This is a genomic window from Shimia sp., assembly GCF_022448905.1.
Taxonomy (GTDB): Bacteria; Pseudomonadota; Alphaproteobacteria; order Rhodobacterales; family Rhodobacteraceae; genus Shimia.
Genome location: NZ_JAKVCW010000001.1, coordinates 114,585 through 133,027 on the forward strand (window position 1 = coordinate 114,585; position 18,443 = coordinate 133,027).

Here is an 18,443-nt window from a genome sequence, read left to right on the forward strand (position 1 = left end):
CGATTTGGATTAGCTTGGACCCAGCGTGTAGCAGGTGACTTGTCGTGCTTGCAGGCGGCGGCAGGCGAGGTCTGCGGTCTCTTTGGACATGCCGAGGAAGTTTGCCTCAAACCCGCGAGAGTTTTTCACCACTTTGCGCAGGCTGCCGTCTAACGTCGACATTTCGGACAGAGCTGTTTTCAGCAACATCTTTTCAGCGGCAAAGCGGCTGTTGTAGCGACCGACGTTGATGCCCCAATGGCGCCCGCCAGCAGTCGAGATGCGCGTGACGACCTTTGGCTGTGGCGGTGGTGTGGGTTCTTCCTTCAGGCTCACCAACGTCACACCCGTGTTGTCCTGAGCTTGTAGGAGGGCTGACTGGATGTCGTGTTCGATGACAGTGGCCTCGGCCACAACGGTGGCGTCTGCGGCAACTGTCGCCTCAGACATGGCGGCTGCAGCAACCACGGAAGGTTGTTCTTGTTTAGCTGCCGTTGGCCGCAGAACCGGGCGCAGGGACTTCTTCACTGCGGTGGCCACGCGGATGGTTTTGCCTACTGGCGCAGTCTTGCCCTGATACGCGGGGCGGCCGGGTTTGCGCAGGGCCACACGGCTGGCGGAGCGGTTGAAGCCCAGATCCAGCAATTCGGCCACTTTGGCGTTGCGGGTTGCGGTGGAGCGACCGCCAAATACGGTGGCAATCACACGTTTGTTGCCGCGCTCAGCAGAGGCCACGAGGTTGAAGCCGGCGGCGCGGGTGTAGCCGGTTTTGATGCCGTCTGCGCCACGATAGGCGTCGAGCAGGCGGCGGTTGGTGTTGTTTACAGACTTGATGCCCGCGTTTGTGGAGCGGCGCGAGAAGAGGTTGTAGTAGTCCGGATAGTCATAAAGCACGTGGCGACCCAAGGTGGTCATGTCCCGCGCAGTGGACATGTGGCCGGTTTCGGTCAGGCCGTGCATGTTTTTGAACGTCGTGTTGGTCATTCCAAGCGCCTTGGCGGTGCGATTCATGCGACGGGCAAAGGCGGCTTCGGAGCCTTCGATAGCCTCGCCAATCGCGGTCGCGGCATCGTTGGCGGATTTGATGGCAGCGGCGCGGATAAGATAGCGCAGGGCAATGCGCTGTCCCGCTTGCAGACCCAGCTTGGACGGCGGCTCGGCGGCGGCGTTCTTGGAGATTTTCACTTTGGTGTCGAGGCTGATCTCGCCGTTCTCCACCGCTTCCATGGCGATGTAGAGCGTCATCATCTTGGTCAGGGACGCCGGATGCAGGCGGGTGTCGGCGTTGCGACTGTGCAGGACTTTGCCGTCCCGTGCGTCAATCACCATTGCTGCGTAGGGTGCCGCGAAAGACACCATGGGGGTCATCACGGCACAGAATGCCAGTGTCGCCAAAAATAGCCCGAAACGGGCCGGCTGAATGCGCCGCGCCTTCATGTGAACTGCTCTTTTTCTGCCTCAGGTCGCCGGTTTTCCGGTCTGACCATTTTTAATTGCAAGAAGCGTAACACAGGGTCTGAAACGAATAAAGCTTGTGTTTCTGGCGAGTTGCATTGGGTGCTTAAGGCGGTTTCGCAGATGTTGTGGCTCCGTGCTTGTCAGCCGCTAGACCTGCCTTGTGAGGGCCTTAGCCAATCTCTTCTACCAGTGGCAAAACTTCAGACAGTGACGAAAGCGCCACAAATCGCGGGTTTTCTTTGGGCGTTTCTGCCTGCTCCAGCGCCCAGGCGGGGCCATTGGGCACATGCGCCGCCCAACTGCCAACCGATAGTGAGGGTACAATGTCGGATTTCATTGAGTCGCCCACCATTAACGCCCGATCGGGGCCGTCAGCATGGCGTTTGAAAGTGCGTGTATAAATGTCCGGCGTTTTATGGCTGACAATCTCGACCCACTCAAATAAATCGCCCAAACCTGACTGAGCCACCTTGCGCTCCTGATCGAGAAGATCGCCTTTGGTAATGAGCAGCAAGCGGTGAGATTTTGCCAATGTTTCAACCACTTCCCTGGCATGTGGCAGCAGGTTGATGGGATGTTGCAGCATCTCGCGACCGCAGGCCATGAGCTCAGCAATCACGTAGGCGGGCACGCGTTCCTCAGTCACCTCAATCGCGGTTTCGATCATCGACAGGACAAAGCCTTTGGTGCCAAAACCATAGTGCCCCACGTTGCGCCGCTCGGCTTCCAAGAGGCGTTCTTCGAGGTGATCTGGTTCGGTGAAATCCGCTAGTAGCTCGGCAAATTTGGCCTGGGTGAGACGAAAGAACCGTTCGGTGTGCCACAGCGTATCATCTGCATCAAAGGCAACTGTTGTGAGGGTCTTGGGCATGAAAAAGGTCCGATTGTTCCAGACCTCTTTTCTAAGACCAACTTCAGGCTATATAAACAGCAAACCACGAACCGGATTCTTGTGAATATGCCATTGCAGACGATGACCATGAGCATGGGTGACGACGACGGCGGCGATCTTGGCGTCGCGCTGGAGACCCGTACCCGCACCAAAAAGCCGCCGCTTTACAAGGTGATGCTGCTCAACGACGACTACACACCGATGGAGTTTGTGGTGCATGTGCTGGAACGGTTCTTCTCGATGACCCACGCGCAGGCGTTTGAGATCATGCTAACCGTGCATAAGAAAGGCGTGGCGGTTGTGGGTGTGTTCAGCCACGAGATTGCAGAAACCAAGGTCACGCAGGTGATGGATTTGGCGCAACGGCACCAGCATCCCTTGCAGTGTACGATGGAGAAGGAGTGATCGGGCGCGCCCGGATCACCGCTTGATATGTCCCATTCCCGATTGTCTTTGGCCGTAGAGGACTACGGCCTGTCTTTGCCGTCTGACGGACGGATTGCCGTGTTTGCGCCGCGAGTCGGCTATGATCTGAATGCGCTGCCGCGTACGCAGGTGCATGTGGTGCAGCACCTGAAGCCGGATTTTGATGCGTTTTCAGATGCGGGCTATGAGGCCGCTGTTGTGGAAGACGGCACGTACAAAGCGGCAGTTGTGGTTTTACCACGGGCCAAGGCCTTGGCGCGGGATTTGATTGCGCGTGCGACTGCCTGCGCTGATCTGGTGATTGTCGATGGTCAGAAGACCGATGGCGTTGACGGGCTTTATAAAGAATGCCGCAAACGCGCTGAGGTGCTTGGCAGCTTTGCCAAGTCTCACGGTCGGTTGTTCTGGTTTGAAGGCGGGGGCTTTGCGGATTGGCAGGCGGGTGCGCCCACCAAAGTGGCAGAGCGCTTTGTCACGCGGCCAGGGGTGTTTAGTGCGGATGGCATTGATCCGGCGTCCAAAATGCTGGCGGAAGCCTTGCCGACCAAACTGGGACGTGTGGTGGCCGACCTGGGCGCTGGATGGGGGTATCTGTCTAGCGAGATGGTGGCGCGACAAGCTTTTGACGTGCTGCATTTGGTTGAAGCCGATCACGTGGCTCTGGAATGCGCCAAGGAAAACCTGTCCGATCCTCGGGCGCAGTTTCACTGGGCCGATGCCACGAATTTCAAGCCAGGCCATCGGGTGGACACAGTGGTGATGAACCCGCCGTTTCACACCGGGCGCAAAGCGGAGCCAGCGTTGGGTGAGCGATTCATCCGGGCTGCGGCCAAGATGCTGGCCCCGTCCGGGCATTTGTGGATGGTGGCAAACCGGCATTTGCCGTATGAAGCTACGTTGCAGGATGCGTTCCAATCGGTCGAGGCCGTTGCCGGATACACCCGATTTAAGGTATTGCATGCTCAGCGACCAACTCGGACCCGTGGGTAAGGGTAGCCAGATTCGGTGCATGACAGCGTGATGGGGATCGTAGATGTCTTTCAATATTGCGGGTAAAACCGCCATTATCACGGGCTCGGCCAATGGTATTGGTTTGGCTGTAGGGCGGCATTTTGCAGAACATGGCGCCAATGTCATGTTTGCGGACATGGATGAAAAAAGCCTGTGTGCGGAGTTTGGTGAACGTCCTGATGAAGGCAATATTCGTTATTTTGCTGGCGATTTACGCGAAAAACTGACGATCAACAATCTGATCTCCGCCACCATTGATGCGTTCGATGAGATCGATATTCTCATCAACGGATGTCGGCAGGTGACCACCAGCGATCCACTAGATCCGGATGACACCTCTGTCGATTTGATGATCCAGCAGAACCTGATGACGTCGCTGCGGTTGAGCCAAATTGTGGCTAAGCGGATGATCAAACTGGCCGCTGGACGGGACGAGGGACCCGTGGGTTCCATTGTGAACTTGAGTTCGATTGCGGCGCAGCGGTCTCAGCCGGACTTATTGGGATATTCGATTGCCACGGCTGCATTGGATCAGATGACACGCGCGATGGCCGTTGCGTTGGCACCTGAGCGGATTCGGGTCAACGCGGTTGCGATTGGCTCAGTGATGTCTGCAAGTTTGCAAGAAGCCTTGAGGGACAATCGCGATTGCCGCAACGAGATTGAGCAACATACGCCACTGGGGCGGATTGCGGCTCCGGGCGAACTGGCGGATGCGGTTCAGTTTTTGGCCTCTGAGGCTTCAGGCTTTATGACCGGGCAGATTGTGACTGTGGATGGTGGTCGCTCGCTTCTGGATACGGTGAGCACCCCGGCGCACTAAACCGCGCTGTTCTGCCGCTGGCGTCTGTTGTGTGCCGATGATAGGCAATGCGGAACACAACGGAGGGGCAGGCATGTCTGATCAAATGGACACCGAAAAGCAACGCGCCAGCGCATGGTTTCGTGAGTTGCGAGATCAGATTGTGGCCGCTTTTGAAGGGCTGGAAGACAGTCATTCCGAAGGTCCGTTTGCAGATCAGGGCGCGGGCCAATTTGAGGTGAGTGAAACTAAGCGCAGCAGTGCCGATGGATCGGATGCTGGCGGTGGGTTGATGTCGGTGATGCGTGGCGGGCGTGTGTTTGAGAAAGTCGGCGTGAATGTGTCCACGGTCTACGGCGAGTTGGGAGAGCGTGCGCAGAATGCCATGGCCGCGCGCAAAGGCTTGCCTGGCATGAAAGAAGATCCGCGGTTTTGGGCCAGTGGAATTAGCCTTGTGGCGCATATGCAGAACCCACATTGCCCGGCGGTGCACATGAATACACGGATGTTCTGGACCCCACATGGTTGGTGGTTTGGCGGTGGCTCCGATTTGAACCCCTGTTTGGAATATGATGAGGACACAGCGCATTTTCACGGGGTGCAGAAGGCGCATTGTGATGCGCATGGTGAGGCGCATTACCCTCGGCTAAAGGCTTGGGCGGACGAGTATTTTTACATTCCGCATCGCAACCGCGCGCGTGGGGTTGGCGGCATCTTTCTGGATGATCACAACACCGGGGATTGGGAAACGGACTTTGCCTTCATCCGGGACATTGGCGAAGCCTTCCTGCCGGCCTTTGTGCCTCTGGTTGAGAAACGTCGGGTGGATGATTTTGGCGAAGCTGAGAAAGATGTCCAACTGGTGCATCGGGGGCTCTATGCCGAGTACAACCTTGTTTATGATCGTGGCACTAAGTTTGGTCTGGAAACGGGCCATGATGCCAATGCCGTGCTGATGAGCCTGCCACCGATGGCAAAATGGGTGTAACGGCAGCAGGTTAGCCCTGCTGCGCTTTGCGGATTTTGCTGCAAAGTAAGGCGTGGACCGCTTCGACTTCGGCGAGATCGCCGCGTAGGGCGGTGAGCTCTGCGCCGCCGGATTTCAGACGGATGCGCAGGGCGGCTTTGCCAGCCGCCATGTCGGTGCGCCGCACATAAATGCTCGTGATGTCGCGGAGCGGCAGTTTACGGGCGCCTTTTTGTTGATCCCGGCGGTTCAGGGCGCAGAGCACGATGGTGCGGGATTTACCGTCAAAGCGGATTTCGGCGCGGTGGCCTTTCATAGCAAAGCGGTAGGCCGCCATGCCGATCAGCGCAAAGGCAATGGACAGCAGGGACTTGGACATCATCGGATCGCCAACAAAATTGGCATCGGGGAAGGTCCATTGCACCAGCGCGCTGAGCACAAACATCACGCCAATGAAGCGTAGCAGAGCCTCTTTTATGGATGAATGACGGAACTCGCCAGCAGTTTCCCGGACGCAGTAGCCGGCGTGTGATGGCCGTGGCTGTAAAGTGTCCCAGTGATAATCGTCGATAGTGCCCAGTTGTCCCAACGCGTGCATGGCTTGGTCCTCTGATCCCTGTTGATGGGATCAGAGTGTCTTAAAAACATGGCCGAAACATGCCGGGAATGGCGCGGTTAAGGGGAAATTAACCGTAAATCGTTGTTAGCTGCGCCAGTCAAAGAAGCCCGGGCCGCCGCGCTCCAGAAGGTATTTGGCCATGCCTTCTCCAAGCGCCGCGCCGTCTTCAATTGGAGCCGTTTGATCATCGCGTAGGCTTTCAGAGCCGTCCGGACGCAGCACTTCACCACGCAGGCGAATGGTGTTGCCGTCAAGGTCCGCGAGGCCCGCGATGGGGGTTTCACAGGAGCCGTCCAGGGCCGCCAGGAAAGCACGTTCGGCATTGAGCCGTTGGCCGGTTGGCCCGTCGTGAATGGCCTCCAGCAGAGCGGCGGTGCTCATGTCATCCGCGCGACGCTCGATGCCAATGGCACCTTGTGCGATCGCGGGCAGCATGTCTTCCGGCTCGATGGCGGAAGCGGCCACATGGGACATGTCAAGGCGATTAAGGCCAGCCATGGCAAGGAAGGTGCAATCTGCGACTTTGTCTTCCAGCTTTTTCAGGCGGGTTTGCACGTTGCCGCGAAACTCTACAACGTTGAGATCTTTGCGGTAGTTCAGCAACTGGGCACGACGGCGCAGGCTGGAGGTGCCTACGGTGGCGCCTTCCGGCAGGTCTGCCAAAGACGCGTGGCTTGGGGAAACAAAAGCGTCGCGGGTGTCTTCGCGCGGCAAGTAAGTGTCGAGCCGCAGGCCGTCAGGTTGCAGGACCGGCATGTCTTTCATCGAGTGCACGGCAATGTCGATACCGCCAACCAACATGGCCTCTTCAATTTCCTTTGTGAACAGTCCTTTACCGCCAACTTCCTTGAGAGGTTTGTCTTTGGCAATCAACTGAGCATTGTCACCGGATGTGGTGATGACCACGATCTCGAAGGCTTCTTCTGGCAGATCAAACGCTGTCATCAGGCGGCGGCGGGTTTCATAGGCCTGCGCAAGCGCGAGCGGAGAGCCACGGGTGCCGATTTTCAGCGGAGAAGCGGGGGTTGGCAAAGTCACTGTCATGGCGCTTGGATAGCCGCGACAGGGTGTCCTGACAAGCGTTGTGGACTTGACATCTTGCCGCTGTTGCCAGACCACGTGTGCGCAACACTGGAAGGATGTAAGCATGGCCGAAAAGACGATCTTGCGGGCGCTGGCGGGCGAGACATTGGACACCCCTCCTATTTGGATGATGCGCCAAGCGGGTCGCTATTTGCCAGAGTATCGCGCCACTCGGGCGCAGGCTGGTGACTTTCTAAGTCTTTGTTATAACAGTAAATTGGCCGCAGAGGTGACGCTGCAGCCGATCCGGCGCTATGGCTTTGACGCGTCGATCCTGTTTGCCGATATCCTGTTGCTGCCGCAAGCTTTGGGCGCGGATTTGTGGTTTGTGACTGGCGAAGGACCACGGCTCTCCACCATTGAAACCCAAGCGGATTTTGACAAGCTTAATGCGCCGAGCGCGATCCATGAGACGTTGAACCCGGTCTATGAAACTGTGCGGATCCTGCGCCGGGAGTTGCCCAAAGAGACCACGTTGATTGGATTTGCCGGCGCGCCCTGGACCGTGGCGACCTATATGGTGGCGGGGCGGGGTACGCCTGATCAAGGACCGGCGCATCAGCTCAAGGATGAAAACCCGGACGTTTTTGATCAGATCATTGATATTCTGACGGAAGGCACCGTGGACTACCTGTCCAAGCAAATCGAGGCTGGTGCTGAGGTTGTGAAGCTGTTTGACAGCTGGGCCGGCTCGCTCAAAGGCGCAGATTTTGACCGCTATGCTCTTGAACCTGCAAGGAAAATCATTGCAGAGCTGAAGGCGCGCCATCCGGACGTGCCGGTGATTGCCTTCCCGCGTGGCGCCGGCGAACGCTATGTCGGGTTTGCCAAGGCAACAGGCGCGGATTGTGTGGCACTGGACGACGGGGTGACACCTGAATGGGCTGCCAAAAACGTACAGGTGGATGGCTGTGTTCAGGGGAATCTGAAGTCCAGCCATATGGTGACCGGCGGGCAGGATCTGGTGGATGAGACCCGCAAGATTGTCGCAGCCTTTGGCAAGGGGCCGCATATCTTTAACCTGGGCCACGGAATCACCCCGGACGCCGATCCGGAAAATGTACAGCTGATGATCGACACGGTGCGTGGCAATTAACCACTGATTTTGACGTTGGTATTCTGTCGGTATTGCGACTGTTTTGCGGAGGTGCGCCTTAAGCGCGCCTCTGTTGCGTTAAGGGACCTTGCGTTGCGGCTTGATAGGGTACAGGGGTGTCCCGGGGCGCAGCGTGCGGCGGGCTGCATGGGCCGGTTACATGCCGAGGCCTTTTAGAATTTCGGCTGTGTGTTCACCGCGCTTGGGAAGTGGTCTGATCTCATCCACGCGGCTGTCAAAGCGCGGGGCCGGGGCGGCTTGTAGGTTGCCATCACTGTGATGCCAGACGCGACGCGCCGACATATGCGGAGCCTTGGCGCTTTCCTCCGGGGAGAGCACCACCGCGACGCAGGCGTCAGACCCCGAAAACAGACCATCCCAATGCAGGCGCGGTTCGCGCACAAAGATGTCGGTCAGGCGGGCGGTGAGTTTGGGCCAGAGGGTCCGGTCGTGTTGCTTGGCAAATTCCGGGTCGTCAGCCAGTCCAAGTTTGTCAAGGAAGGCGGCGTAGAATTGTGGCTCCAGCGCTTGCACGGAGACATAGCCACCATCGGCGCAGACATAGCTGCGCGACCAATGTGGACCGTCGAGCAGGCTGTGGCCACGTTCCATGGAGAGGCCGCCGGCTTGGCGCAGGGCCATCAAGAGCGTCATCATGTGGGCGGAGCCGTCGACAATGGCAGCGTCGACAACCGTGCCTTGGCCAATTTCCTGCGCATTCAAGATGCCGGTCAGGATGCCGATCACCAGATACAGCGCGCCGCCGCCGATGTCGCCCACAAGGGTCGCAGGAGTGATCGGGGGGGAGCCGGGCTCAGAAGCGTACCAGAGCGCGCCGGATTGGGCGATATAGTTGAGGTCGTGACCGGCGGTTTCTGCGCGAGGCCCGGTTTGGCCCCAGCCGGTCATGCGGCCATAAACCAACCGTGGATTGGTGGCATGGCAGTCCGCCGGACCTAGGCCGAGCCGTTCCATCACCCCCGGACGGAAGCCTTCGATCAACGCATCTGCGGAGTCGATGAGTTTTTTGGCGACGACAAGGTCATCCGGGTCTTTGAGATCCAGAGCGATGGAGCGTTTGCCACGGTCAAGCACGGATTGGTCTGCGGTGATAGATCCGCCGCCTTTGCGGTGAATGGTGATCACGTCTGCGCCAAGATCGGCCAGATGCATGGCGGCAAAGGGGCCGGGGCCGAGGCCTTCGATTTCGATGATGCGGATGCCTTGCAGCATGGGCTTGGTCCTTTGGGTCATCGCAGATGCTCCATTGCGCCGGGGGCGCCACGACTCTGCAGGCCCATGAAGGCAGAGGTTTGTGTCAGAATTAACAATGCGCGGGCGCGCAGTTTGGTTTTCGGACCTGTCATGGGATTACAGACCGTTCAACCCGCCGCCAACGGTGAGGACTTGGGCGGAGACATAATTACTCTCGGGGCAGCACATCAGATAGACGCCGTCCGCCGCTTCTTCGGGCGTGCCGGGGCGGCCAAGGGGCACCATGGCTGCAAAGCCGCCTGCGACTTTGGTCGGGATGCCGATGCCCACGGTGTTGCCGTCTACGGTGATGGATTTCTTGTCGTCAGTGGCTTGGGTGAGGCGGGTTTCGATGTAACCAAAGGCGACACAGTTCACGTTGACTTTGTAGCGGCCCCATTCTTTGGCCAGAGATTTGGTCAGGCCAAGCACGGCGGACTTGGCGGAAGAGTAGTTGGCCTGACCAACATTCCCGCCGGTGCCCGCGATGGATGAGATGTTGACCACCTTGCGAAAGACTTCGCGGTCCTCTTCGGCTTCTTGCTTGGCGTGGCCCTTAATGAAGCCCGAGGCGGCACGCAGGATTTGGAAGGGCGCTTTCACGTGCACGTCCATCATCGCGTCAAACTGATCGTCGGTCATGTGGCCAATCAGGCTGTCCCAAGTGTAGCCGGCGTTGTTGACGATGATGTCGATGGCGTTCCATTTTTGCACGCCTGCGCCGATGAAGCGCTCGGCAAAGCCATTTTCCGTGACAGAGCCGACAACCGCGATGGCATTGTCACCCGCGGCGGTGATTTCCTCGACCACAGCTTGGGCCGGGGCCTCCTCAAGATCGTTGAGCACGATGTTGGCGCCCTCAGAGGCGAGTTTTAGAGCGACAGCGCGGCCGATGCCGTTGCCTGCGCCGGTGATGTAGGCGGTTTTTCCAGTGAGTTTGGTCATGCGGTATCCTTTAGCGTGTTTCCTCCGGATCGCTTGCGATCCGGTTCGCGCCCAGCCCCGCCCCCCAGGGCGGGCGCGAAACTGCGACATTTGATACCAATGCATCGTGGCGGTTTGTGTGCGCAGTTGGTTTTGCAACAGAGCCGCCCTCGGGGCTGGGCGCGAACCCCGCGGTGCGTGACTTGGCATCAGTCGATGTCCAGCGAGCGGGCGATCACTTCTTTCATGATCTCGTTGGTGCCGCCGTAGATCTTTTGCACGCGGGCGTCGGTGTAGAGTTCCGAAATCGGATATTCGGACATGTAGCCATAGCCGCCGTGCAACTGCAGACATTCGTCCACGATTTCGCATTGAGTCTGGGTGCCCCACCATTTTGCCATGGCGGCTTTTTCTGCGGTGAGTTGTTCTGCGTCGAGCTCGGCGAGGCAGGTGTCACAGAAGGACGCGAGCAGTTCAATTTTGGTGGCGCATTCAGCGAGTTTGAAGCGGGTGTTCTGAAAGTCCATCACCCGTTTGCCAAAGGCTTTGCGCTCCTTCACGTAGGCCAGAGTATGCTCAAGCGCGCATTGCGACGCGCCCAGAGCCATATAGCCAAGTATGAGACGCTCCCATGGCAGCTGTTTCATCAGTTGGATGAAGCCTTGGCCTTCCTCAGTGCCAATCAGGTTGGTGAGCGGCACGCGCACGTCGGTGAAGCTGAGTTCTGCGGTGTCGTTGCGCTTCATGCCCATCTTTTTGAGGCAACGGCCAACGGCGAAACCCTCGAGGCCTTCGGTTTCCACCACAATCAGGCTCACACCGCGGCCTTTGGCGGAGGGGTCGGTCTTGGCGACGAGCACGATCAGGTCGGCGGAGCCGCCGTTGGTGATAAAGGTTTTGGAGCCGTTGATCAGATATTCGTTGCCGTCGCGGATGGCGGTGGTTTTCACCGCTTGCAGGTCCGAGCCCGTGCCCGGTTCGGTCATCGCAATGGCGGCGACTTTGTCCCCTGAGGCGAGGTCTGGCAGCCAGCGGGCTTTCTGTTCCTCGGTGCCAAAGGCGGTGATGTAATGCGCAGCGATGTTGTGCACAGACACACCCCAGCCACTGTCACCGGCTTTGGTCTGCTCCAGGAAGGTCACGGCGTCGAAGTGGCGCGACAGGCCAAGGCCGCCGTGTTCCTCGGGGAAGGTGGCGCCGAGGATGCCGAGGTCTCCGGCTTTTCTCCAAAGGGACTTGGGAATGACGCCGGCTTCGGTCCAGGCATCTTTGTTTGGGGTGACCTCTTCGTCAAAGAAGCGTTTGACGGTGTCGGCGAAGGCGGTGTGGTCTTCGCTCATCCACATGTGATTGGGCATTGGGAGTCTCCTTGTCCCCAAAAAGGGCCGCGACTGGCCCGGGGTGGGTGCGGAACGCGCCCGCCCATGGGGCGGGTCGGGCGCGGCCCGAAGCGCGATGCGCTTCAGGCAAATTGAATTAAGGCGTGCCGCAGATTTTGGCTTCGCCGCGCAGGGTTTGGGTGCCGTCATCAATATGAGCGGCGAGCGCCACGGTGAGCAGCACGCGTCCGTGCTCTTCTTGGCGGTCCACAACGGTGCCTGAGCAGGTGATGGTGGCCCCAACGGGCGTGATCGCGGTGAATCGGGTTGAAAGGGCGCGCATGCGGTCTTGGCCGGCCCAGTTGGTGGCGAGGCGGCCGAGTTGCGCCATGGACAACATGCCGTGGGCAAAGACGTCATCCATGCCTGCGGTTTTGGCAAAGTCCAGGTCGATGTGGATCGGGTTGTGATCCCCGGAGGCGCCTGCATACAGCGCCAAGGTGGTGCGCGAGATCGGGCCGAAAGTCAGCCCCGGGAGTGTGTCGCCGACTTGGGCCGTGGTTGGTGTGATGGTCATGATGTCTCTCCCTCAGCCCAGACGGTGAATGATGCCGCGGGTGGCCTCAACCAAGAGACCGCGCGTGGCGTGGGTGATGCGGGTGGTGATGTGGGCGATTTCCAGTTTCCCACCTTTGGCGTCGGTGAAATCTGTCACCTCGTTTTCGACGGTCACCACGTCTCCGGCAAACATTGGGCCATGGTATGTGTAGGCCTCGGTGCCATGCAGCAGCACGCGCAGGTCGCCATTGATCAGCTCCAGGATGTCGGGCTGACCTTTGCGGCGGGCGATCTGGTCGGCAAAGGTGCCGACCACCACTGCGTATGTGGCAGGGGCGAGGATGTCGGGGTGGCCCGCGGCCTGCGCGGCGTCTGAATCGAAGTAGATCGGGTCTGTTTCGCCGATGGTTTCGGAGAAGAACGCCAGCGGGCCGCGCTCTAGGGTGACCTCGATGGGCGGGGTCACATGGCCTTTGGTGGATCGGTTGAAGATGCCCATGGGGTTATGCCGCCTGATAGAGGGTCACGACACAAGCGCCGCCGAGGCCGAGGTTGTGCTGGAGGGCTGTTTTTGCACCTTCCACTTGGCGAGCGTCTGCCGTTCCGCGCAATTGGTGGGTCAACTCGTAGCATTGGGCGAGGCCTGTGGCCCCAAGGGGATGTCCTTTTGACAGTAAGCCTCCGGAGGGGTTGGTGACAAATTTGCCGCCGTAGGTGTTGTCGCCGTCGGCAATGAATTTTTGGGCGGTGCCCTCGGGAGTGAGGCCTAGGCCTTCGTAAGTGATCAACTCGTTGTGGGCGAAGCAGTCGTGCAACTCGACCACATCGACGTCTTCTATGGAAATGCCCGAGGCCTCCTGCACCTGTTTGGCGGCCGCCGCCGTCATGTCGTAGCCGACAACTTGCATCATGTCTTGCGCCTCAAAGGTGGAGACATAATCGGTGGTCATGGCTTGCGCTTTGATTTTCACCGTCGCGTTCAGGCCGTGTTTGGCCGCAAAGCTCTCCGAACAGAGGATCGCGGCCGCGCCGCCGCAGGTGGGGGGGCAGGCCATCAGACGGGTCATCACACCGTCCCACATGACCGGGGCGGCCATAACCTCGGCCTCAGAGACTTCCTTGGCAAAAAGGGCCAGCGGGTTTCGGGTGGCGTGGCGCGAGGCTTTGGCGCGGATTTTGGCGAAATCAGCCAGTTCGGTGCCAAATTTCTCCATGTGCGATTTGCCCGCACCGCCGAAGTAACGCAGGGCGAGTGGGACTTCGGCGTGGCCGACAAGGGTGTCGCAGGCGGTGTCAAAGTCGTCAAATGGCGTGGGGCGATCAGTCCAGTGGGAGGTCAGCGCGCCCGGTTGCATTTGCTCAAAGCCCACAGCGAGCACACAGTCCGCCATGCCGCTCTCGATGGCTTGGCGCGCCATGTAGAGCGCGGTGGAGCCGGTGGAGCAGTTGTTGTTCACATTGATGATCGGGATGCCGGACATACCAACGTGATAAAGCGCTTTCTGGCCGCAGGTGCTGTCACCATAAACGTAGCCCGCGTAGGCCTGCTGCACGTCCTCATAGCTGAGGCCCGCGTCTTTGAGCGCGGCGCGCACGGCTGCGGCGCCCATTTGATCGTAGCTCTCTGATGCGCCCGGTTTGGCAAATTTGATCATGCCGACGCCGGCAACAATGGCCTCGTGACTCATGTGAAATCCTCCTCGCTTGGGCGGAAGTATCGGATTGACGAGGGTATCTGGCAAATTCAATATTCTCTCAAGCTATTCTTTGGAGGAATGGATGAATCTGACCAAGCTGCGCTATGTGGTGGCGGTGGACCGGCAAGGGGCGATTTCTGCAGCCGCGCGGGCGTTGAATGTCACACAATCGGCGGTGACCAAGGCGGTCGCGGACGTGGAGCAAGACGTGGGCGCGGCGTTGTTTGAAAGGCATGCGCGGGGGGTGACCGCCACGGCAGAGGGGCGGGCGTTTATTGATCGGGCGGCGCGGATTTTGGCGGATGTGGATCAGTTGGTTGCAGATGTCGATGAGGGCCGTCAGACGCGGGAGCAGGTGCTGCGGATTGGGGTGTCACCGAGTTCGATGGAAGGGCTGATGAGCCGGGCGATCTGGGCCTTGGTTGGGGCGCATCCGGAGGTGCGCATTCATTTGCGCGGGGCACCGTTTGAGACGGCGGTGCAGCTGTTTCGGCAGGGCGATCTGGATGCATTGATTGGCCCGTCGCGGCCCTTAATGGCGGAGGCCGGGGTGCGCTGTGATCCTTTGCCGCCGCTTAATGCGTTGTTTTTTGTGCGGCGGGGGCATCCGTTGGTGGGGCGCCCGGTGGCCAGCGAGGATTTGGCCGGGTTGCCATTGATTGTGCCAGAGCCAAGCGGGCCTTATGCGGAGCCGATCCAGCATTTGGTGCAGGCCGGGGAGGTCGATCCGATGCGGCGGCTGCACATTATGCCCAGTTTCACCATGGCCGCCGGGGTGATTGAACGCAGTGAGGCGGTGGGGGTTGTTGTGGACAGCTATGCCCAGAGTCGCCATTTCCGCAGCCGGTTTGAGATTCTGGATTTTCCGCAGCAGACCTCTTTGCCGATGGCGGTGGCCTATCGCAGCGGCGGGCAACGGGGGCGGGCGTTGGGCTGGTTCTTGAAAGCGGTGCAGGAGTTTCCGCCCACGCTGGGGGCGGAGATGCCCTAGGGGTTATTCGGCTGCGTCGGGCGCGTTCAGATCGGTGCGCGTGGCACGCCAGAGGGTTGGGATTTGGGTGACCAGCTCTTCAAACAGGCGTTTGTTGCCTTGTTTGGCGGCGGTGTCGGCCTGCGCTAGAATGTCGTGAAGCGCGTGGGCGCTAAAGATTGCGGCCGCGCCGGAGAGGTCATGGCAGCGTTTGGCGACATCCTGAACATCGCGGTAGGGCGCGGTGACGGCGGCCAGGAGGGCGTCGCCTTCCTCCAAAAACCGAGCTTGCAGTCGCTTGTAAGTGTCTTCCGGCAGGCCTGCGCGCGTGGGTGTCACGGGCGGGGAAGCCTGCGCCGAGGCGAAGTTGTCTTGCAACATTTGCTGTAGCGAAGCGCGGTCGATCGGCTTGGCCAGAAAGGCGCTCATGCCAGCGGCGAGGAAACGGTCGCGGTCTTCGGGAAGGATGTTGGCAGAGACGGCCACAATCGGCGTGTCCTTGTTGGGGCCGTCGCCAGCGCGAATTTGCTTTGTGGCCGCGAGGCCGTCCATGACCGGCATGGCAATGTCCATCAAGATCATGTCAAACTGTTTGACCTGGGCCAGTTGCACACCATCGGCGCCGTTGGAGGCCAGGGTGACCCAGTGGCCTTCGCGTTGCAGCAGTTCCTGTGCCAGCTCGCGGTTGATTTCATTGTCCTCGACCACAAGCATGTGCAGGTGCGCGAGTTCCGGTTCCGGTTCGCTGTCCTTTGGGGCGGGTGGCTGGCGGCCTTCCTCCATGGGCAGGCGTACCCAGAAGGTGCTGCCGACGTCAGGCGTGCTTTCGACGCCGATCTCACCGCCCAGAGCGGTGACGATGCGCCGCGCGATCCCAAGACCCAGACCCGTGCCTCCGGGGACGCGGCCCAGCGTCGGGTCGTTGGTGACAAAGTCGTCAAACACTTTGGGCAGGCGGTCTTCGGAGATGCCAATGCCAGTGTCGCTGACCCTGAGTTCTACGGCTGGATGGCCGTTGATGGCTTCGGGCAGGGCTTCGGCCTCGATGGTTATGGTGCCATTGTCGGTGAATTTGATGGCGTTGCCGACGAGGTTGAGTAGCACCTGTTCCAGGGCTGCGCGATCGGTGCGGACCCAGGCGCGGGCCGGGCCTTCCCAGCGCCAACTGAGCGTGGTGCCGTGGCGGTTGGCGGCGGAGAGTTGGCTGTCTACCAGTTCTTGCAGCAGCTTGGAGAGGTCGGTGCAGGCGATGGTGACGTCGAGCTTGCCGGCCTCAAAGCGGGTGATGTCGAGCACGGTGTCGACATGGCGCATCAATACGCGACCGGAGATTTCCATGTTGCGCACATAGCGGGTCTGGATTGGGCTAAGCGCGGTGTCGTTGAGCAGGCTGAGATTGCCAAGGATGCCGTTGAGCGGGGTGCGGATTTCGTGGCTCATCACGGCGAGGAATTCGGCCTTGGCACGCTCACCGGCCAGCGCGCGGTCGCGGGTTTCCAGCAGTTCTTTTTCTGCGGACACACGATCTGAGATGTCGTGCAGGAAACCGATGAGGATTTTCTCGTCGTTGTCCTCGGCCATTTCGATGGCGATTTCAATCGGGAAGATCGTGCCGTCGGCACGCTTGGCATCCATACGCACGCGGCCTTTGCCTGCGGCGTGGCGGTCCTGGCCGGTGAGAATGCGTTCCATGGCGCGATAGTGGGAATCGCGCAGGTCGGGTGGGGCGATCAGATCCTGAATGTTCTTGCCGCGGATGTCTTCGTAGCGGTAGCCAAAGATGGCCTCGGAGGCTTTGTTGAATTCGAGCACAGCGCCTGTGCTGTCGACCACCAGAACACCGTCCATGGAGGTGGTTAGAATGGTGCTCATTCGGCGGTTGGCTTGAGACACGGCGCGCTCTTTTTGGCGGGCGACGCGGTTTGCATAGAGCAGGTTGATCAGCAGGCCCACCACGGCGGTAATCAGCAGGAGGGCGATGGTGGCCAACCGATAGAGCGTGTTGGTGATGCGTTGGCGGGCGGCGTCGTTTTCTCTGGCGTAAAGCGAAATACCAGAGAGTGAGAGCGCGCGGGCATCGGATCTGAGGTGGGCGGATTGCACCGACAACAGAGGTAAAGCTTCCAGCAGTTCCTCGTCGGGGAGGTCGATCAGGTCCACAGCCTCGGACATGAAAGTGTTCACGCGTTTGAGGGCAGCGTCGAATTCCGGCATCACCGTGAGACGCAGATATGCGGGGGCAGTGGCCATGGTGCCGACGCGGCTGTAGAGAATGTCAAACCGCAGGCGCAGGCGATCCAGGTCTGGTTCCGGCGCCAGGCGCGCGGCTTCCAACGCGCCAGCAAAATCCCGGGTTTCCAGCTCGATCTGCGCGAGGGACCATTCCAGATCGTTGGACGCCAGCAGCTTGATGTTGCGCAGGTTAGTGAAAACTTGCGACGCGGTGACAAAGGCAAACACCAACAACACCGCGATGAGGGTTGTGAGTATGAGGCCCAGCACACTCAGGGGTCTGATTTGGCGCAGAGGCGTGTTGGTGCCCACGGCGAAGGCGGATGTGGGCAGGCGGCTCACGGAATCAAACCAAACACCTGACGTAACCGCACAAAGGCGGGGTGATCAGAGGGATAAAATGTGTCTGGTAGAGGTTGCGCAATTTTCATGCGCAAAACCTTATTCGACGACTTCGATCCTGTCGAGTTGCCAAACCGCGCGGGAATGGACCTGGGAGGTGCGGTATTTGGGATCGGAATCAAATGGGTAGATCACCCAGAGCGGGCCTTTGTCGCGACGGTGCATGGGCGCGCCGTTCATTTCATAGGCCAGGATTGGTGCCTCGGCTTCAAGCGAGTCGACCGGAATTTCAATGGTGTAGTCGTTGATGGCGGAAGCCCGCAGCGTGCTGCCGGAACTCCCCAGAGTTTCCAGCAGCGACGCTAGCGGTACACCCGTGAACATAAGAACCCCATCGGTCCATATGGTCGTGGTTGAAATGGAGGCTGCAGGTAATGCGCGCAGCATCTCCAAATCGTACTGAGCCGTGTCGTCGACGTTTGTGGCGTCGATCGTGCCCGACACGGTCAGGATGACATCGCCGGACGGAACGTCCATTGCGTCAGATGCCCAAACTGGGCCTGTGAGTGGTAGCAAAAGCCAAGCGGCAAGCGCGAAAACTGTTTGAGTGGTTTTACGCATGTCCTGCCGCCCCGTTATGCTTAACTTCTTTATAAGACCGAACACGTTTGACGCGCATCTGGTCAAGGGGATAAACGCCCTATACAAAAGGGTAGGTTTGCCGTTAGGTAAGGCAGAGTTTTTGTTTAAAATTTTCTGTATCTTCCCTAGGTGGGCGGGATGACAGAAGGCCCACTGGCTGCATCATTGGGTA

The 18,443-nt window shown here is 59.4% G+C and carries 18 protein-coding genes; 6 read left to right on the plus strand and 12 right to left on the minus strand.

What is annotated here, in order from left to right:
• Window positions 1-9 precede the first annotated feature (9 nt).
• Window positions 10-1,338: a D-alanyl-D-alanine carboxypeptidase family protein gene (locus MK208_RS00675; protein ID WP_294112917.1), complete on the minus strand. Its 1,329-nt coding sequence runs from the start codon at window positions 1,336-1,338 to the stop codon at window positions 10-12.
• A 268-nt stretch (window positions 1,339-1,606) separates the two neighbouring features.
• On the minus strand, window positions 1,607-2,308 hold the full coding sequence (locus MK208_RS00680; protein ID WP_294112918.1) for an HAD family hydrolase: 702 nt from the start codon (window positions 2,306-2,308) through the stop codon (window positions 1,607-1,609).
• 87 nt (window positions 2,309-2,395) lie between these two features.
• Here MK208_RS00680 and clpS point away from each other — a divergent pair, with 87 nt between their 5' ends.
• The 4 genes from clpS to hemF all read left to right on the plus strand — a co-directional run bounded on the left by clpS (window position 2,396) and on the right by hemF (window position 5,556).
• Complete coding sequence (clpS, locus tag MK208_RS00685) at window positions 2,396-2,734, plus strand: ATP-dependent Clp protease adapter ClpS (RefSeq protein ID WP_294112920.1); 339 nt, start codon at window positions 2,396-2,398, stop codon at window positions 2,732-2,734.
• A 27-nt stretch (window positions 2,735-2,761) separates the two neighbouring features.
• Window positions 2,762-3,745, plus strand: coding sequence for a class I SAM-dependent methyltransferase (locus MK208_RS00690; RefSeq protein WP_294112922.1), 984 nt, complete (start codon window positions 2,762-2,764; stop codon window positions 3,743-3,745).
• Window positions 3,746-3,788: 43 nt separating this feature from the next.
• Window positions 3,789-4,589 (plus strand): SDR family oxidoreductase, encoded by an 801-nt coding sequence (locus MK208_RS00695; protein ID WP_294112924.1) that lies wholly within the window; start codon window positions 3,789-3,791, stop codon window positions 4,587-4,589.
• A 73-nt stretch (window positions 4,590-4,662) separates the two neighbouring features.
• Window positions 4,663-5,556 (plus strand): oxygen-dependent coproporphyrinogen oxidase, encoded by an 894-nt coding sequence (hemF, locus tag MK208_RS00700; protein ID WP_294112925.1) that lies wholly within the window; start codon window positions 4,663-4,665, stop codon window positions 5,554-5,556.
• A 10-nt stretch (window positions 5,557-5,566) separates the two neighbouring features.
• On the opposite strand, the gene MK208_RS00705 is transcribed toward hemF, so the two are convergent.
• Window positions 5,567-6,133 (minus strand): hypothetical protein, encoded by a 567-nt coding sequence (locus tag MK208_RS00705; RefSeq protein WP_294112926.1) that lies wholly within the window; start codon window positions 6,131-6,133, stop codon window positions 5,567-5,569.
• A gap of 105 nt (window positions 6,134-6,238) precedes the next feature.
• A complete protein-coding gene (hemC, locus tag MK208_RS00710) occupies window positions 6,239-7,198 on the minus strand; it encodes a hydroxymethylbilane synthase (protein ID WP_294112928.1) in 960 nt (319 codons plus the stop codon).
• Window positions 7,199-7,301: 103 nt separating this feature from the next.
• Here hemC and hemE point away from each other — a divergent pair, with 103 nt between their 5' ends.
• Window positions 7,302-8,333, plus strand: a complete 1,032-nt coding sequence (gene hemE / locus MK208_RS00715) for a uroporphyrinogen decarboxylase (RefSeq protein WP_294112930.1) — start codon at window positions 7,302-7,304, stop codon at window positions 8,331-8,333.
• Window positions 8,334-8,489: 156 nt separating this feature from the next.
• On the opposite strand, the gene MK208_RS00720 is transcribed toward hemE, so the two are convergent.
• The 6 genes from MK208_RS00720 to MK208_RS00745 all read right to left on the minus strand — a co-directional run bounded on the left by MK208_RS00720 (window position 8,490) and on the right by MK208_RS00745 (window position 14,076).
• Window positions 8,490-9,566: a CaiB/BaiF CoA-transferase family protein gene (locus MK208_RS00720; protein WP_294113253.1), complete on the minus strand. Its 1,077-nt coding sequence runs from the start codon at window positions 9,564-9,566 to the stop codon at window positions 8,490-8,492.
• Between the two features lie 138 nt (window positions 9,567-9,704).
• On the minus strand, window positions 9,705-10,532 hold the full coding sequence (locus MK208_RS00725; RefSeq protein WP_294112932.1) for an SDR family NAD(P)-dependent oxidoreductase: 828 nt from the start codon (window positions 10,530-10,532) through the stop codon (window positions 9,705-9,707).
• 188 nt (window positions 10,533-10,720) lie between these two features.
• Complete coding sequence (locus MK208_RS00730) at window positions 10,721-11,869, minus strand: acyl-CoA dehydrogenase family protein (RefSeq protein WP_294112934.1); 1,149 nt, start codon at window positions 11,867-11,869, stop codon at window positions 10,721-10,723.
• A gap of 118 nt (window positions 11,870-11,987) precedes the next feature.
• A complete protein-coding gene (locus MK208_RS00735) occupies window positions 11,988-12,407 on the minus strand; it encodes a MaoC family dehydratase (RefSeq protein WP_294112936.1) in 420 nt (139 codons plus the stop codon).
• A gap of 12 nt (window positions 12,408-12,419) precedes the next feature.
• Complete coding sequence (locus tag MK208_RS00740; RefSeq protein ID WP_294112938.1) at window positions 12,420-12,887, minus strand: MaoC family dehydratase N-terminal domain-containing protein; 468 nt, start codon at window positions 12,885-12,887, stop codon at window positions 12,420-12,422.
• A gap of 4 nt (window positions 12,888-12,891) precedes the next feature.
• Entirely contained in the window at window positions 12,892-14,076 is a 1,185-nt protein-coding gene (locus tag MK208_RS00745) for a lipid-transfer protein (RefSeq protein WP_294112940.1), read from the minus strand.
• Between the two features lie 91 nt (window positions 14,077-14,167).
• On the opposite strand from MK208_RS00745, the gene MK208_RS00750 reads away from it, so the two are divergent.
• Window positions 14,168-15,076, plus strand: a complete 909-nt coding sequence (locus MK208_RS00750; RefSeq protein ID WP_294112942.1) for a LysR family transcriptional regulator — start codon at window positions 14,168-14,170, stop codon at window positions 15,074-15,076.
• A 3-nt stretch (window positions 15,077-15,079) separates the two neighbouring features.
• On the opposite strand, the gene MK208_RS00755 is transcribed toward MK208_RS00750, so the two are convergent.
• Window positions 15,080-17,629 (minus strand): PAS domain-containing hybrid sensor histidine kinase/response regulator, encoded by a 2,550-nt coding sequence (locus tag MK208_RS00755; protein ID WP_294112944.1) that lies wholly within the window; start codon window positions 17,627-17,629, stop codon window positions 15,080-15,082.
• 99 nt (window positions 17,630-17,728) lie between these two features.
• Complete coding sequence (locus tag MK208_RS00760; protein ID WP_294112946.1) at window positions 17,729-18,250, minus strand: molybdopterin-dependent oxidoreductase; 522 nt, start codon at window positions 18,248-18,250, stop codon at window positions 17,729-17,731.
• Between the last annotated feature and the right edge of the window lie 193 nt (window positions 18,251-18,443).

Excerpts from the sequence above, each read along its gene's own strand:
- MK208_RS00675 (WP_294112917.1), bottom strand. The coding sequence starts at position 1,338 with ATGGTGTCTTTCGCGGCACCCTACGCAGCAATGGTGATTGACGCACGG.
- MK208_RS00680 (WP_294112918.1), bottom strand. The coding sequence starts at position 2,308 with ATGCCCAAGACCCTCACAACAGTTGCCTTTGATGCAGATGATACGCTG.
- clpS (WP_294112920.1), top strand. The coding sequence starts at position 2,396 with ATGCCATTGCAGACGATGACCATGAGCATGGGTGACGACGACGGCGGC.
- MK208_RS00690 (WP_294112922.1), top strand. The coding sequence starts at position 2,762 with ATGTCCCATTCCCGATTGTCTTTGGCCGTAGAGGACTACGGCCTGTCT.
- MK208_RS00695 (WP_294112924.1), top strand. The coding sequence starts at position 3,789 with ATGTCTTTCAATATTGCGGGTAAAACCGCCATTATCACGGGCTCGGCC.
- hemF (WP_294112925.1), top strand. The coding sequence starts at position 4,663 with ATGTCTGATCAAATGGACACCGAAAAGCAACGCGCCAGCGCATGGTTT.
- MK208_RS00705 (WP_294112926.1), bottom strand. The coding sequence starts at position 6,133 with ATGCACGCGTTGGGACAACTGGGCACTATCGACGATTATCACTGGGAC.
- hemC (WP_294112928.1), bottom strand. The coding sequence starts at position 7,198 with ATGACAGTGACTTTGCCAACCCCCGCTTCTCCGCTGAAAATCGGCACC.
- hemE (WP_294112930.1), top strand. The coding sequence starts at position 7,302 with ATGGCCGAAAAGACGATCTTGCGGGCGCTGGCGGGCGAGACATTGGAC.
- MK208_RS00720 (WP_294113253.1), bottom strand. The coding sequence starts at position 9,566 with ATGCTGCAAGGCATCCGCATCATCGAAATCGAAGGCCTCGGCCCCGGC.
- MK208_RS00725 (WP_294112932.1), bottom strand. The coding sequence starts at position 10,532 with ATGACCAAACTCACTGGAAAAACCGCCTACATCACCGGCGCAGGCAAC.
- MK208_RS00730 (WP_294112934.1), bottom strand. The coding sequence starts at position 11,869 with ATGCCCAATCACATGTGGATGAGCGAAGACCACACCGCCTTCGCCGAC.
- MK208_RS00735 (WP_294112936.1), bottom strand. The coding sequence starts at position 12,407 with ATGACCATCACACCAACCACGGCCCAAGTCGGCGACACACTCCCGGGG.
- MK208_RS00740 (WP_294112938.1), bottom strand. The coding sequence starts at position 12,887 with ATGGGCATCTTCAACCGATCCACCAAAGGCCATGTGACCCCGCCCATC.
- MK208_RS00745 (WP_294112940.1), bottom strand. The coding sequence starts at position 14,076 with ATGAGTCACGAGGCCATTGTTGCCGGCGTCGGCATGATCAAATTTGCC.
- MK208_RS00750 (WP_294112942.1), top strand. The coding sequence starts at position 14,168 with ATGAATCTGACCAAGCTGCGCTATGTGGTGGCGGTGGACCGGCAAGGG.
- MK208_RS00760 (WP_294112946.1), bottom strand. The coding sequence starts at position 18,250 with ATGCGTAAAACCACTCAAACAGTTTTCGCGCTTGCCGCTTGGCTTTTG.